We start from the raw sequence: 13,653 nt of genomic DNA on the forward strand, positions 1-13,653 counted from the left end.
AGTCTCCCACGACGCGCCGACGCACGGGTATGGCACGCTGTTCCCATGCCCTCCCATGCCCGGTCCGAGACCTCTGCCGATCCCGCCGTCCTCGCCGCGATGCGGGAGGCCATGGTCGGCACCCTCATGGAGCGCACCGGGATGCAGGTGCAGGACCTCGACCGGCGCGGCGGCACCATGACGATGCCCGTGGCGGGGAACACGCAGCCTGCGGGCCTGCTGCACGGCGGGGCGACCATCGCCCTCGCGGAATCGGTCGCCTCGATGGCGGCGATCCTGCAGGCCCGGTCCGTCCACGGCGAGGGGGCCCAGGCGGTGGGCACCAGCGTCTCCGCCGTGCACCATCGCTCCGCGCGCACGGGCGTGGTCATCGCGACCGCCCGGGCGCTGCATCTGGGACGGCAGGTCGCGACTTACCTCGTGGAGGTCCTCGACGAGGACGAGGCGCTGCTGTCCACCGTCACGGTGAGCACGATGCTGCTCGCCCCGCGCCCGGCCTGAGCGCTCATCCCGGGATCTCGAAGGAGATCGCGTCGGGCTCGACGATCCTCTCGGCCGCCGCGGACCAGGTGATGCGCCGCAGCTGACCGGCGCGCACGTCCCGGTTCCCGCCCAGCTCGAGGGGCCCGGAGGCGCCCGTGTAGCGGATCGACCCGGTGGCTCCCTGGTCCTCGGCGTCCTGCAGCAGCCGGTCGCAGGCGCCGTAGTCGGTGCACTCGGTCGTGCCCGAGAGCACCTCGGGCACGGATCCGGCGATCGCGGTCCCCTCGACGCTCAGGGCATGGCGGGCCGCCAGGCAGGCGATGAGGACCGCGTCGAAGGCCTGCTGGGAGTAGGCGTAGCCGCGCCGCAGCAGGGAGGTGTCGAGGTTGAGCATCATGTCCTCGAACGTCAGCCCGTCGCCGACGTCCACGCCCACGGGGCCGCCGGGCTCGAACCCCTCGGCCTGCTCCAGCGACTCCGGCGGCAGCGACGCGTCGCGGTAGTCGACCGAGGCGTTGGGCCCCAGGCGGATCGGGATCGCCTGCTGCGCCCGGCCGCCGGCATCCAGGGTGGCCTGGTGCACGGCGCTGGCGAGCGGCCCGCACTCGGCGCCGCCGTTGAGGACCAGCAGAGCCGGCGGCGCCCCGGCGATCTGCGCCGCGAGGGCCTGCACGTCGAGGTCCTCGTCGGCCGGGTAGAAGGTCTCCATGACCATCGTGCCGCCGAGAGGGGCGGCCTGCTCGGACAGCTCGGCGAGCAGGCTGCGCCCCTGCAGGGTGTCCGGGGAGACGTAGGCGATGGTGCCGGGGACGGTGCCCTCGGGCGCGTTCTCCATCGCGGCCTTCACCCAGAGGGAGGCCAGGGCCGTGTCGTCGGGGGCGAGGCGGAACAGCATGCCGTTGCTGGCGTCGTCCTTGCGCACGGCGGCGGAGGAGGACCACGGGCACAGCACCAGCATCTGGTGCTCGACGGCGGCGGGGATGGCCTCGAGCAGCTGGGAGTCCTCGAGGGAGGAGATCAGCACGCTCACCCCGGCCGCGGCGAGGGCCTCGACCTGCGAGGCCACATCGGCCCCCGGGGCCTCGACCACCGCCCTCGTCTCGAGGACCACGTCCTGCGCGAAGACGCCGCCGGCGAGGACGTTGACGCGGCGCACCGCCTCCTCGATCGCGAGCGAGATCTGTCCCTCGAACTGCCCGGGGGCGCCGAAGGTCGAGCCGATGCTTCCCAGGATCAGCGGAGTCGTGGGCGCGGTGCGCTCCGAGGCCGTCGGCGGCGGGGTCGTCGCGCGGCTCCGCCCGCGGCCCCGCCGCCCTCCGGGCGTGCACGCCGCGAGGGCGCCGGCCCCGAGCACCCCTGAGGACAGGGAGGCCAGGACGCGGCGCCGCGTCGGGGAGATCGGGCGGGCCATGTCAGCGCGGCGCGGTTCTCGGCAGGGTCAGTCCTTGCCGGCTCCCCCGAGCTGGTCGACGACCGCGTCGGCGACCTCGCGCATCGTCAGGCGGCGGTCCATGGAGGTCTTCTGGATCCAGCGGAACGCCTCCGGCTCGCTGAGGCCCATGTTCGACTGCAGCAGGCCCTTGGCGCGGTCCACGCGCTTGCGGGTCTCGAAGCGCTCGCCCAGGTCGGCGATGTCCGCCTCGAGCTGCAGGATCTGCGCGTGGCGGGAGACGGCGATCTCGATCGCCGGCAGCAGGTCCGCCGGGGTGAAGGGCTTGACGACGTACGCCATCGCGCCGGCGTCGCGGGCCCGCTCGACGAGCTCGGTCTGCGAGAAGGCGGTGAGCATCACCACGGGGGCGAGGTTCTCCTCGCCGATCTTCTCGGCGGCGGTGATGCCGTCGGTCTGCGGCATCTTCACGTCCATCACGACGATGTCCGGGCGCAGCTCACGGGTCTTCTCGATGGCGGCGGCGCCGTCGCCGACGGCGGCGACGACCTCGAAGCCGGCCTCCGTGAGCGTCTCGACGATGTCCATCCGGATGAGGCTCTCGTCCTCCGCGACGACGGCGCGGCGGCGCGGGGCGGCCTCCGCGGCGTCGGTGGTGGACTCGTTCACAGATTCGTCGTTCATAGCACCCTGTCCGTCTCGCATGGCTCCCTGTCCCGCGGGCCGCGACCGCCTCGGCGATCTCCGGACGGCACGCGCAGGGCGCATGCAGCCGATGCTGATCGGGGCGGAAGCCGGTCGGGAGCAGATGTCTTCCTCGGATATCCTAGTCCAGGCTCTGCGTCCCGTGCCCTGTTCGGGCAGGTGACGTGAGCATCCTCGCCGGGTTGGCGGAATGGTAGACGCGGCGCACTCAAAATGCGCTGTCCGCAAGGGCGTGCGGGTTCGAGTCCCGCACCCGGTACCGGAGCTCCCGGCCCCTGGCCCGGAGCGATCCCGGGGCAGGAGCCGATGGTCGGGGCGAACGGACGCGAACTCCCCATCGGAAGGGCATCCTCAGTGACGGGACGAGCCCAGATGGGGCTCGATGGCCAACCAGAGCTGATCGGCGCATTCCTGCGGCGTCTGCTCCCCGCGGGTGCGGACGATCGACGTCGCGGGCAGCAGCGCGCGCAGCGCCCTGGCGTCCGATCGCGCGTCGAGGACGGTCGCCTCGGTCGCGCCGCGCCCTCGGAGGCGGGCGGCCCTCAGCTCGTCGTCGACCTCCCAGCCGAGGAGCGTCCCCGCAGCCGGCGCGGGACGGGCATCGGGCACCTGCGTGAGGAGGACCATGTCGACGCCGGCCCGGGTCACGAACCCGGCGATCCGGGCCCAGAGACGGTCGTAGGCGGGCCAGATCGGCGCCGCCGCGGCATCGGCGATCCTCACGCCCAGGAGGGAGCCGTCCTCGAGCACCTCGTCGATGTCGGCGACGACGGCGCGTCCATGGGCTCGCGCGATCAGATGGGGCAGCGCCGTGGACTTGCCCGTGCCGGGAGGTGCGCAGACCGTGACCAGCGCGCCGGCTGGGAGGCGAGCGTTCACGGTCTCGCCCCGTCGAAGAGTCCTGTGCGCGCCAGTCCGCCGCGCTGCCGGCTACGCAGCGGGACCCGAACGGCCATGCCTCGGGGCGCGGGCGTCCGTCGCATCACGGGTTGGCCGGTTCGCGCAGCATCGCGTGGACCGACGGCCCGTCGGGGATGCGGGTCGTCGCGGTCGGGGTGAAGCCATGCCGCGCATACAGCGCCACGTTCCGGGCATCCGAGGTCTCCACGGACGTCGTGGCGCGACGGGCATCGAGGCGCCGCAGCCCCTCGGTCAGGATCGCGGAGGCGATCCCCCTCCCCCAGCTGTCGGGATGGACGCCGACCACGGCCAGGTCCCAGGAGTCCGCAGGGCGCTGCGGGAGCTCGACCGCGCGCAGGGCGTCGAGCCTCTCCCCCATCAGCTCTGCGATCCGCGCCTGATCGGCTGCGGCGGGCTCCGGGGCATCGGGCGGGAGCAGCGCCGCGACGCCGCGTCGCGCCTCGTCCACGAGCACGATCCCGCATCGGAGGGCATGACGCAGGTAGATCCCCTGCAGCTCCTCCAGGCGCGCCGCATAGTCGGCGGCGGGGATCGACCAGCGGGTCCACGGGTACTCGGCGAAGGCGGCGGCTAGCATCCGCGCAGCACCGGGGATGTCGTCGGCGGTCGCATCGCGCACGGGAACGGTCATGGCTGCACGCTACCTCCCGGACCAGCTCAGGAGGCGGCGGTGGATCGGCTGCCCGGCACGGTCGCGCGCGCCGATGGGCCCCGTTGTCCTCCTCGGTCCGGGGCAGGGACCCGCTCGACCCGAGCATCCCCCTCGAGCAGGCGGGCAGCCACCCGAGATACTGATCCGATGAGACCGTGCCGACTGAACGTGATGGGTGCCTCCGGCGCAGGGGCGACGACCCTCGGTCGCGCGGTGGCAACGGCCTGGTCGGTCCCTCATGCCGACAGCGACGACTTCTACTGGGTGCCGACGAGCCCCGCGTACACTACGCCGCGTTCCGTGGACGAGAGGGTGGCGCTCATGGAGGCGATGTTCGTCCCGCGGGCGGCATGGGTCCTCTCCGGGGACATCACCAGCTGGGGCCGTTCCGTGATCGATCGGTGCGACGCCGTGGTCTTCCTGACCCTCGATCCGGACGAGCGCCGGCGACGCCTGGAGCGTCGGCAGGATGTCCGGCGAGAGGGCGAGAGCATCGACGACGCGTCCACGTCCGCCTTCCTCGCATGGGCCATAGGGTACGACGACCCCGCCTTCCCCCGCCGCAGCCGCCGGTCCCACGAGGCCTGGCTGGAGACGCTCCGGAAGCCCGTCCTGCGCCTGGAGTCCGCGCAGCCGGTCGACGAGCTGTGCCGTCGCGTCCTGGACTGGCAGCCGCACATCTGACGGACGGACGCCCGCGGTGCAGGGCCCATCGCCCTCGCCGCCGTCCGGCCTGGCCGGCACCCTCCCCCGAGCTCATCGGCGGATCGACATCCGGGCAGCGACACGGTGCCCGCTACGGCGCGTGGCGCGTCCCCGAGATCGGCGTCTCGCCCCGGCCGCAGGTGCTCAGGAACTCGACGATGGCTCGCGCGGCCGTCTCCGGCTCCTGCTCGACCGGATAGTGCCCGGACTGCTCCAGGACGAGGCCGCGCACGTCCGTCGCGACCGTTCGCAGGCCGTCGGCGACCGCGGAACCCATCGCATAGCGACCCCCGATCGCGAGGACGGGCGTGGAGATCGGGTCCCTCCTCAGCTGCCCGACATCTGCCAGGTCGCCGGAGCGCGTGCGGTAGTAGCCGAGCCCGGCGGCGAGGACGCCTTCTGTGCGGTAGGCGTCGACATAGGTGCGGTGGATCTCCGGCTCCAGCCCGGCCGGACCGGCGCTCTGCGTCAGGAAGGAGCCGTAGTAGGCCTCCTCGCGTCCCGGGACGAGCTGCTCGGCCAGCCCCGGCACCCGGTTGAACGGGCCATGCCAGGTCGGATAGTGGTCGGCTCCCGGAGCGGGGATGTCGACCTCGACTCCCGGCAGGATCTCCTCCTCGATCACCAGCGCGCTGACCGCCTCGGGCATCGCCGCGGCCAGGAGGGCGGCGACCGATCCTCCCCAGTCATGTCCGATGACCGCGAACCGCGCGTGCCCGAGCCCGGCGAGCTTCTCCTGCAGTCCGCGCGCGAGAGCGCTCTTGCGGAGGTCAGGCGTATCCCCGGGGGCTGCGCCGAGGCCGGGCAGGGTGACCGGGAGGGGCGCGAATCCGGCACGGCGCAGGGCGGGGAGCAGCCCGCGCCAGTGGGCCGGCGTCACCGGCCAGCCGTGCAGGAGCACGACGGCGTGCTCGGCGGGAGGGTGCGTCAACGTGGTCCGGGTCCTCCCCGACACCGATGCCGGCGTCGTCTGTCGTGGATCATGCGTTCGGGGATGCGCCGGCGCACCGGAGCGCGGTGGCGGCGCTGGGCCGCGTCCCCGTCCCGAGGACGAGACGGCCCGAACGCCGACGGGGGCCTCCCGCCGCAGCGGAAGGCCCCCGTCGGAGGCGGATCTCAGATGTCCTGCGGACCCTGGGCGATGCGATCGGCCTCGATGCGGGCCGACTCGGTGCCGTCGAGGTCACCGATGCGGTGCACGCGCAGCGTGTTGGTCGAGCCGTGCACGCCGGGGGGCGAACCGGCGGCGATGATCACGAGGTCGCCGGGCTGCAGGCCCTTCTGCTCGCGCAGCAGGTCGTCGACGACGCGGACCATCTCGTCGGTGTTGCGCTGCATCGGCACCAGCTGCGCCTCGATGCCCCAGGACATCGACAGCTGGTGGCGCACATGCTCGTACGGGGTCATCGCCAGCAGGGGGATGGTCGGGCGCAGGCGCGCCAGGCGGCGGGCGGTGTCGCCGGACTCGGTGAAGGTCACGAGGTACTGGGCGGAGAGCTGGTCGCCGATCTCCGCGGCCGCGCGGGTGATGGCACCGCCGCGGGTGTGCGGGATGGTGCCCAGCGGCATGATGCGATCGGCGCCGTTCTCCTCCGTGTTGGTGATGATCCGCGCCATGGTGCGGACCGCCTCGAAGGGGTACGCGCCGACGCTGGTCTCGCCGGAGAGCATGACGGCGTCCGCGCCGTCGAGGATCGCGTTGGCGCAGTCGGAGGCCTCGGCGCGGGTGGGGCGCGGGGCGGTGATCATCGACTCGAGCACCTGGGTGGCGACGATGACCGGCTTCGCGTTGCGGCGGGCGAGCTCGATGGCGCGCTTCTGCACCAGCGGCACCTGCTCCAGGGGCAGCTCGACGCCGAGGTCGCCGCGGGCGACCATGATGCCGTCGAAGGCGCCGACGATCTGGCGCAGGGCGCGCACGGCCTGCGGCTTCTCGATCTTGGCGATGACGGGGACGCGGCGCTCCTCCTCGTGCATGATGCGCAGCACGTCGTCCATGTCGTGCGCGTCGCGCACGAAGGACAGGGCGATGAGGTCCGCGCCGAGGCGCAGGCCCCAGCGCAGGTCCGCGATGTCCTTCTCGCTCATGGCGGGGACGGAGACGGCCACGCCCGGGAGGTTGATGCCCTTGGAGTCGGAGACCGGACCGGGGACCTCGACGACGGTGCGGACGTCGGTGTCGGTGACCTCGGTGACGCGCACGGAGACCTTGCCGTCGTCGATCAGCAGGACGTCGCCGGGGCGGCAGTCGCCCGGCAGGCCCTTGAACGTCGTGGAGACCCGCTCGCGGGTGCCGATGATGTCCTCGGTGGTGATGACGAAGCTGTCGCCGACCTCGAGCTGGTGCGGGCCGTCCTCGAACTTGCCCAGACGGATCTTGGGGCCCTGCAGGTCGACCAGCACGGCGACGTTGCGTCCGAGGTCGTCGGCGGCGCGGCGGATGTTCGCGTACACCTTCTCGTGGTCGTCGTGAGTCCCGTGGCTGAGGTTCATCCGAGCCACGTTCATCCCGGACTCGATGAGCGTCCTGATCTGCTCATAGGTGTTCGTCGCGGGCCCGAGAGTGCAGACGATCTTCGCTTTACGCATGACAACCCATCTGTTGTAGTCGCTGTTGTGGGCGCGCCCCTCGGCCGGTGCGCATGGGGGCGCACCGGCCGGAGGGGTCGCAGCACCGAGATCCAGTCACAGTGTAATCGGCAACTCACCGGGGCTCACCGGCGCGGGCAGCGCCGAGGAGCCCATGAGGTACGCATCGACCGCGGCGGCGCAGGAGCGCCCCTCGGCGATGGCCCACACGATGAGGCTCTGGCCTCGGGCGCAGTCGCCCGCGGTGAACACGCCGGGGGCCGAGGTGGCCCAGTCCGCGGCGTGGCCGATGTTGCCGCGGGAGTCGAGCTCGAGTCCGAGCTCCGAGACGGCGCCGTCCTGCTCGGGGCCCTGGAACCCCATGGCGATCAGCACGAGCTGCGCGGGCAGCACCTGCTCGGTGCCCGGGGTGGGCACGCGGCGGCCGTCGACGAACTGGGTGCGGGCGACCTGGATGCCGGCCACGTGCCCCTGCTCGTCGACCTCGAAGCCGGTGGTGGAGGCCAGGTACGAGCGCTCCCCGCCCTCCTCGTGGGCGCCGGAGACCTCCAGCAGCACCGGGTGGGTGGGCCAGGGGTGGCGCTCGGGGTCGCGCTCCTCGGGCGGCTGCACGCCGATCGCGAGGGTGGTCACGGAGCGGGCGCCCTGGCGCAGCGCGGTGCCCAGGCAGTCCGCGCCCGTGTCGCCGCCGCCGATGATGATGACGTCCTTGCCGTGGGCGTCGATCGGGTCCTCGAGGGTGTCGCCCTCGACCCGGCGGTTCGCCTCGGTGAGGTACTCCATCGCCATGTGTATGCCGGAGGCCTCGCGGCCGGCGACCGGCAGGTCGCGCGGGCGGGAGGCGCCGATCGCGAGGACGACCGCGTCGAAGCGGGCCTGCAGCGACTCCATGCTCACCGCGCCCTCCCCGGTGCCGCCGACGTCGACGCCGGTGCGGAAGCGGGTGCCCTCGGCCTCCATCTGCTCCAGGCGGCGCTCGACGAAGCGCTTCTCGAGCTTGAACTCGGGGATGCCGTAGCGCAGCAGCCCGCCGATGCGGTCGGACTTCTCGAGCACCACCACGGTGTGCCCGGCGCGGGTGAGCTGCTGGGCGGCGGCCAGGCCGGCGGGGCCGGATCCGACCACGGCCACGGACTTGCCGGTCTGGCGGGTCGGCTCCACGGGGGTGACCCAGTCCTCGTCGAACGCCTTCTCCACGATGGAGACCTCGACGTTCTTGATGGTCACCGGCGGCTGGTTGATGCCCAGCACGCAGCTGGACTCGCACGGCGCCGGGCAGGCGCGGCCGGTGAACTCCGGGAAGTTGTTCGTCGCGTGCAGCCGCTCGCTGGCCTCGTGCCAGTCCTCGCGGTAGACGAGCTCGTTCCACTCGGGGATGAGGTTGCCCAGCGGGCAGCCCTGGTGGCAGAACGCGATGCCGCAGTCCATGCAGCGTCCGGCCTGGCGGGGCACGAGGCCCAGCTGGCCCTTCTCGCGCACTTCGTACACCTCGCGCCAGTCCATCAGGCGCAGCGGGACGGGACGGCGCGGGGGCAGCTCGCGCTCCCGGTTCTTCAGGAATCCGCGCGGATCAGCCATTCGAGCCCTCCAGGATCGTGTTCCACACCTCGTGGGAGTCGGGGTCGATGCCCGCTTCGAGGGCATCCTCGCGCAGAGCCGTCACCCGCAGGAACTCGGTGGGGACGATCTCGCGCAGCCGTCCGAGCAGCGCGTCCTCATCGGACAGCAGCTCGGCGGCGAGGTCGGAGCCGGTGCGGCGGGCATGCTCGCGCACGGCGTCCAGGACGAAGTCACGGTGGTCGGCGCGCACGGGGCCGACCTGGAAGCCGGGCAGATCATCGGGGTTGATCCGCGACTCGTCCAGGTCCAGCACGAACAGCGTGCCGCCGCTCATGCCGGCGCCGAGGTTGCGGCCGATGGGGCCCAGCACGACGATCGCGCCGCCGGTCATGTACTCGGCGCCGTGGTCGCCGATGCCCTCGACGACCAGCGTCGCCCCGGAGTTGCGGACGCCGAAGCGCTCGCCCGCGCGGCCGGCGAGGAACATGCGCCCGCTGGTCGCGCCGTAGGCGCAGGTGTTCCCGGCGATCGCGGCGGAGGCCCGCGAGGCGGGGGTGCCCGCGCCGTGGCCGATCGCGATGATGCCGCCGGAGAGCCCCTTGCCGACGTAGTCGTTGGCGTCCCCGGTGAGCTCCATGGTCACGCCGGAGGGCAGGAAGGCGCCGAGGGACTGGCCGCCGGTGCCGGTCAGCTGCAGGCGGATGGTGTCCTCGGGCAGGCCCTCGCCGCGGTACCGGCGGGTGACCTCGTGGCCCAGCAGGGTGCCGGCGGTGCGCTGGATGTTGCGCAGCTCGTCGACGATGAGGACGGGCTCGCCCTTCTCCAGCGCGGGGGCGGCCGCCTCGATCCAGCTGACGTCGGCCGCCAGCTCGAGGGCATGGTCCTGCCCGCGACGGCGCCGCGGGAAGTCCCCGGGGTGGATCTCGGGCCGGGCCAGCACGGGGCTGAGGTCCAGGCCCTGCTGCTTGTAGTGGCGGTGCGCCTCGTCCACGTCCAGCAGGTCGATGCGGCCCACGGCCTCCTCGACCGAGCGCAGCCCGAGGGCGGCGAGGTGCTCGCGCACCTGCTCGGCGATGTACTCGAAGAACGTCACCACGAACTCCGGGGTGCCGGTGAAGCGCTCGCGCAGCTCGGGGTTCTGCGTGGCCACGCCCACCGGGCAGGTGTCCAGGTGGCACACGCGCATCATGATGCATCCCGAGACGACCAGCGGAGCGGTCGCGAAGCCGAACTCCTCGGCGCCCAGCAGGGCGGCGATGACGACGTCGCGGCCGGTCTTCATCTGCCCGTCGACCTGCACGGTGATGCGGTCGCGCAGTCCGTTCAGCAGGAGCGTCTGCTGGGTCTCGGCGAGACCGATCTCCCAGGGCGTGCCGGCGTGCTTGAGGGAGTTCAGCGGGCTCGCGCCGGTGCCGCCGTCGTGGCCGGAGATCAGCACGACGTCCGCATGCGCCTTGGACACGCCCGTGGCGACGGTCCCCACGCCGAAGCGGGAGACCAGCTTCACGTGGATGCGCGCCGCGGGGTTCGCGGACTTCGCGTCGTGGATCAGCTGCGCCAGATCCTCGATGGAGTAGATGTCGTGGTGCGGAGGCGGCGAGATCAGGCCGATCCCGGGCGTGGAGTGCCGGGTCCGGGCGATCCACGGGTAGACCTTCTGCGGGGGCAGCTGCCCGCCCTCGCCGGGCTTGGCGCCCTGGGCCATCTTGATCTGGATGTCCCGGGCGAAGGTGAGGTACTCGCTGGTCACGCCGAAGCGGCCGGAGGCGATCTGCTTGATGGCGCTGCGCCGCTCCGGGTCGTGCAGGCGCTCGGTGTCCTCGCCGCCCTCGCCCGAGTTGGACATGCCGCCCAGGCGGTTCATGGCGATCGCGAGGGTCTCGTGCGCCTCCCGGGAGATGGAGCCGTAGCTCATCGCCCCGGTCATGAAGCGCTTGACGATCGAGCTGACCGGCTCGACCTCCTCGATCGGGATCGCGGTGGTCTCGTCGGTGCGCAGGCGCATGAGGCCGCGCAGGGTCATCAGCCGCTGGGACTGGTCGTCGACCTGGTCGGTGTACCTGCGGAACTCGTCGTACTGGCGGGTGCGCGTGGAGTGCTGCAGGCGGAACACGGTCTCGGGGGTGAACAGGTGCGGCTCGCCCTCGCGGCGCCACTGGTACTCCCCGCCGACCGGGAGGCGGCGGTGGGCGTTGCTGACGCCCTCGAGGGGGTAGGCCAGCGCGTGCCGGGCGGCGGTCTCCTGGGCGATGACGTCCAGCCCGATGCCCTCGATGCGGCTGGTGGTGCCCGGGAAGTAGGTGTCGATCAGCTCGCTGGACAGGCCCACGGCCTCGAACATCTGGCTGCCGCGGTAGGAGGCGACCGTGGAGATGCCGATCTTCGACATGATCTTCACGACGCCCTTGCCCAGGCCGTGGATGAGGTTGTGGACCGCCTCGTCGGCGCTCACCCCGCCCACCACGTCGCGGGCCACGAGATCCTCGGCGGTCTCCATGGCCAGGTACGGGTTCACCGCGCTCGCCCCGTAGGCGATCAGCAGCGCGACATGGTGCACCTCGCGCACGTCGCCGGCCTCGACCAGCAGGGCCGCGTGGGTGCGGCGCCCGGTGCGCACCAGGTGATGGTGCACGGCGCTGGTCAGCAGCAGGCTCGGGATCGGGGCGAGGACCTGGTTGGAGTCGCGGTCCGAGAGCACCAGGAAGGTCGCGCCGTCGTCGATCGCCGCCACGGCCTCGTCGCAGATCTCCTGCAGCCGGCCGGCGAGGGCCTCGGTGCCGCCGGCGACGGGGTACAGCCCCCGCAGACGCACGGTGTGGAAGTCCGCGGTGTTGGGGTTCGCGGAGACCGCGACGATCTTCGCCAGCTGGTCGTTGTCGATCACCGGGAAGTCCAGGCCGAGCTGGCGCCCGTGCAGGGGCGTGGCGTCCAGCAGGTTGCGGGACTCGCCGATCGTCACGCCGAGGCTCGTGACCACGGCCTCCCGGATCGAGTCCAGCGGCGGGTTCGTCACCTGGGCGAAGACCTGCGTGAAGTAGTCGAACAGCAGGCGCGGGCGGTCCGAGAGCACGGCGATGGGCGTGTCGGTGCCCATCGCGCCGATCGGCTCGGCGCCCTTGGCGGCCATCGGGGCGATGAGGATGCGCAGCTCCTCCTCGGTGTACCCGAAGGTCTGCTGGCGGCGCACCACGGAGGAGCGGGAGTGGGAGACGTGCTCGCGCTCGGGCAGGGAGGAGACGTGCACCTTCTGCTCGGCGACCCAGGCGCGCCACGGGTGCAGGCCCACCACCTCGGCCTTGACCTCGTCGGACTCGATGATGCGGCCCTGCTCGGTGTCCACGACGAAGATCTCGCCGGGCGCGACGCGTCCCTTGCGGGCGATGGCGTCGGGCGCCATGGGGATGAGCCCGGCCTCGGAGCCGAGCACGACCAGGCCGTCCTCGCCCACCCAGTAGCGCAGGGGGCGCAGGCCGTTGCGGTCGAGCTTGGCGCCGACCTGCGTGCCGTCGGTGAACACGAGGGCGGCCGGGCCGTCCCACGGCTCCTGCAGCATCGAGTGGAACTCGTAGAACCCGCGCAGGTCCGGGTCCATCGTGGCGTCGTTCTCCCACGGCTCCGGCACGAGCATCATCAGCGCGTGCGGCAGCGAGCGGCCCGAGAGGTGCAGCAGCTCGAGGATCTCGTCCAGGCTCGCGGAGTCGGAGGCTCCTTCGGCGTTGACCGGGAGCAGGCGGGAGAAGTCCTCGCCGAAGGCGTCGGTGGCCATGCGGCCCTCGGCGGCGCGCAGGCGGTTGCGGTTTCCGCCGACGGTGTTGATCTCGCCGTTGTGGGCGAGCACGCGGAAGGGATGCGCGAGCGGCCAGGAGGGGAAGGTGTTGGTCGAGAAGCGCGAGTGGACGATCGAGAGCATCGAGGTGAAGCGCTCGTCGTGCAGGTCGGGGAAGAAGTTCCCCAGCTGCGCGGTGGTGAGCATGCCCTTGTACACCAGCGTGCGCGTGGACAGCGAGGGGAAGTAGGTCTGCAGCTCGTGCTCCGCGCGGCGGCGCAGCACGAACACGGCGCGCTCGAGCGCGAGACCGGTGCGCTCCCCCGCCGCGTCCACGACGAAGGGCTGGGCGAAGTACGGCTGGGTGTCCTTGGCGGAGGGGCCGACCAGGCCGTCCACGACGGGGACGTCGCGCCAGCCGAGGATCTCCAGGCCCTCCTCGGCGGCGAGCTCGGCCAGGCGGCGCTGCTCGGCGGACCGCACGGCGGGGTGCTGGGGCAGGAAGCCGATGCCGGTGGCGTAGGCGCCCGGGGCGGGCAGCTCCACGGGCGCGACGGCGCGCTCGAACGCATCGGGCATCTGGGTGATGATGCCGGCGCCGTCGCCGGTGTTCTCCTCGGCGCCGACGGCGCCGCGGTGGTCCAGGTTCTCCAGGGCGGTCAGGGCGTGCTCGACGATGTCGTGCCCGGCCCGTCCCCGCAGCGTGGCGACCATGGCGACGCCGCAGGCGTCATGCTCGTCCTCGGGACGGTACAGGCCCTGGGCGTCGGGGAGCGCCGAGAAGCGGGAGGACAGCGGATGCATGGAAACACCCCTTCCGGTGGTGGGAACGGCGGTGTCCTTCGCAGGAGCACCATCGCGGACACCGGGGGCCGCATTCTA

At 72.5% G+C, this 13,653-nt stretch carries 10 protein-coding genes and 1 tRNA gene; 3 read left to right on the plus strand and 8 right to left on the minus strand.

Translation table 11 applies throughout. The features are described 5' to 3' along the window. Positions 1 to 45: 45 nt before the first annotated feature. Positions 46 to 501, plus strand: a complete 456-nt coding sequence (locus tag BF93_RS02310) for a PaaI family thioesterase (protein WP_084148184.1) — start codon at positions 46 to 48, stop codon at positions 499 to 501. A gap of 4 nt (positions 502 to 505) precedes the next feature. Here BF93_RS02310 and BF93_RS02315 read toward each other — a convergent pair whose 3' ends face one another. Together BF93_RS02315 and BF93_RS02320 are read right to left on the minus strand one after the other, a co-directional pair. Further along, the gene (locus tag BF93_RS02315) at positions 506 to 1,894 is read right to left on the minus strand and encodes an ABC transporter substrate-binding protein (RefSeq protein ID WP_051486418.1); all 1,389 of its coding nucleotides are present in this window, start codon (positions 1,892 to 1,894) and stop codon (positions 506 to 508) included. A 27-nt stretch (positions 1,895 to 1,921) separates the two neighbouring features. Further along, positions 1,922 to 2,557, minus strand: coding sequence for an ANTAR domain-containing response regulator (locus tag BF93_RS02320; protein WP_232226154.1), 636 nt, complete (start codon positions 2,555 to 2,557; stop codon positions 1,922 to 1,924). A 197-nt stretch (positions 2,558 to 2,754) separates the two neighbouring features. On the opposite strand from BF93_RS02320, the gene BF93_RS02325 reads away from it, so the two are divergent. Further along, positions 2,755 to 2,837: transfer RNA gene (locus BF93_RS02325), tRNA-Leu, on the plus strand. A gap of 92 nt (positions 2,838 to 2,929) precedes the next feature. Here the strand turns inward: BF93_RS02325 and BF93_RS02330 are convergent. Together BF93_RS02330 and BF93_RS02335 are read right to left on the minus strand one after the other, a co-directional pair. Then, positions 2,930 to 3,457, minus strand: a complete 528-nt coding sequence (locus BF93_RS02330) for a hypothetical protein (RefSeq protein ID WP_051486420.1) — start codon at positions 3,455 to 3,457, stop codon at positions 2,930 to 2,932. Positions 3,458 to 3,560: 103 nt separating this feature from the next. Next, on the minus strand, positions 3,561 to 4,130 hold the full coding sequence (locus tag BF93_RS02335; RefSeq protein WP_038370278.1) for a GNAT family N-acetyltransferase: 570 nt from the start codon (positions 4,128 to 4,130) through the stop codon (positions 3,561 to 3,563). A 321-nt stretch (positions 4,131 to 4,451) separates the two neighbouring features. Here BF93_RS02335 and BF93_RS02340 point away from each other — a divergent pair, with 321 nt between their 5' ends. After that, the gene (locus BF93_RS02340) at positions 4,452 to 4,835 is read left to right on the plus strand and encodes a P-loop NTPase family protein (protein ID WP_232226155.1); all 384 of its coding nucleotides are present in this window, start codon (positions 4,452 to 4,454) and stop codon (positions 4,833 to 4,835) included. 112 nt (positions 4,836 to 4,947) lie between these two features. On the opposite strand, the gene BF93_RS02345 is transcribed toward BF93_RS02340, so the two are convergent. The 4 genes from BF93_RS02345 to gltB all read right to left on the minus strand — a co-directional run bounded on the left by BF93_RS02345 (position 4,948) and on the right by gltB (position 13,575). Continuing rightward, the gene (locus tag BF93_RS02345; protein ID WP_198025322.1) at positions 4,948 to 5,787 is read right to left on the minus strand and encodes an alpha/beta fold hydrolase; all 840 of its coding nucleotides are present in this window, start codon (positions 5,785 to 5,787) and stop codon (positions 4,948 to 4,950) included. A 185-nt stretch (positions 5,788 to 5,972) separates the two neighbouring features. Then, positions 5,973 to 7,445, minus strand: coding sequence for a pyruvate kinase (pyk, locus tag BF93_RS02350; protein WP_038370280.1), 1,473 nt, complete (start codon positions 7,443 to 7,445; stop codon positions 5,973 to 5,975). Between the two features lie 96 nt (positions 7,446 to 7,541). Continuing rightward, positions 7,542 to 9,023 (minus strand): glutamate synthase subunit beta, encoded by a 1,482-nt coding sequence (locus tag BF93_RS02355; RefSeq protein ID WP_038370281.1) that lies wholly within the window; start codon positions 9,021 to 9,023, stop codon positions 7,542 to 7,544. Continuing rightward, the gene (gene gltB / locus BF93_RS02360) at positions 9,016 to 13,575 is read right to left on the minus strand and encodes a glutamate synthase large subunit (RefSeq protein ID WP_038370283.1); all 4,560 of its coding nucleotides are present in this window, start codon (positions 13,573 to 13,575) and stop codon (positions 9,016 to 9,018) included. The genes BF93_RS02355 and gltB overlap by 8 nt, the downstream gene beginning before the upstream one ends. Positions 13,576 to 13,653: the final 78 nt, after the last annotated feature.

It is taken from the genome of Brachybacterium phenoliresistens, assembly GCF_000576425.1.
GTDB classification, from domain to species: Bacteria; Actinomycetota; Actinomycetes; order Actinomycetales; family Dermabacteraceae; genus Brachybacterium; species Brachybacterium phenoliresistens.

What these genes read in the sequence shown, in the direction of transcription:
- BF93_RS02320 (WP_232226154.1), bottom strand. Translation starts at nt 2,557, where the DNA reads ATGAACGACGAATCTGTGAACGAGTCCACCACCGACGCCGCGGAGGCC.
- gltB (WP_038370283.1), bottom strand. Translation starts at nt 13,575, where the DNA reads ATGCATCCGCTGTCCTCCCGCTTCTCGGCGCTCCCCGACGCCCAGGGC.
- BF93_RS02315 (WP_051486418.1), bottom strand. Translation starts at nt 1,894, where the DNA reads ATGGCCCGCCCGATCTCCCCGACGCGGCGCCGCGTCCTGGCCTCCCTG.
- pyk (WP_038370280.1), bottom strand. Translation starts at nt 7,445, where the DNA reads ATGCGTAAAGCGAAGATCGTCTGCACTCTCGGGCCCGCGACGAACACC.
- BF93_RS02335 (WP_038370278.1), bottom strand. Translation starts at nt 4,130, where the DNA reads ATGACCGTTCCCGTGCGCGATGCGACCGCCGACGACATCCCCGGTGCT.
- BF93_RS02355 (WP_038370281.1), bottom strand. Translation starts at nt 9,023, where the DNA reads ATGGCTGATCCGCGCGGATTCCTGAAGAACCGGGAGCGCGAGCTGCCC.
- BF93_RS02310 (WP_084148184.1), top strand. Translation starts at nt 46, where the DNA reads ATGCCCTCCCATGCCCGGTCCGAGACCTCTGCCGATCCCGCCGTCCTC.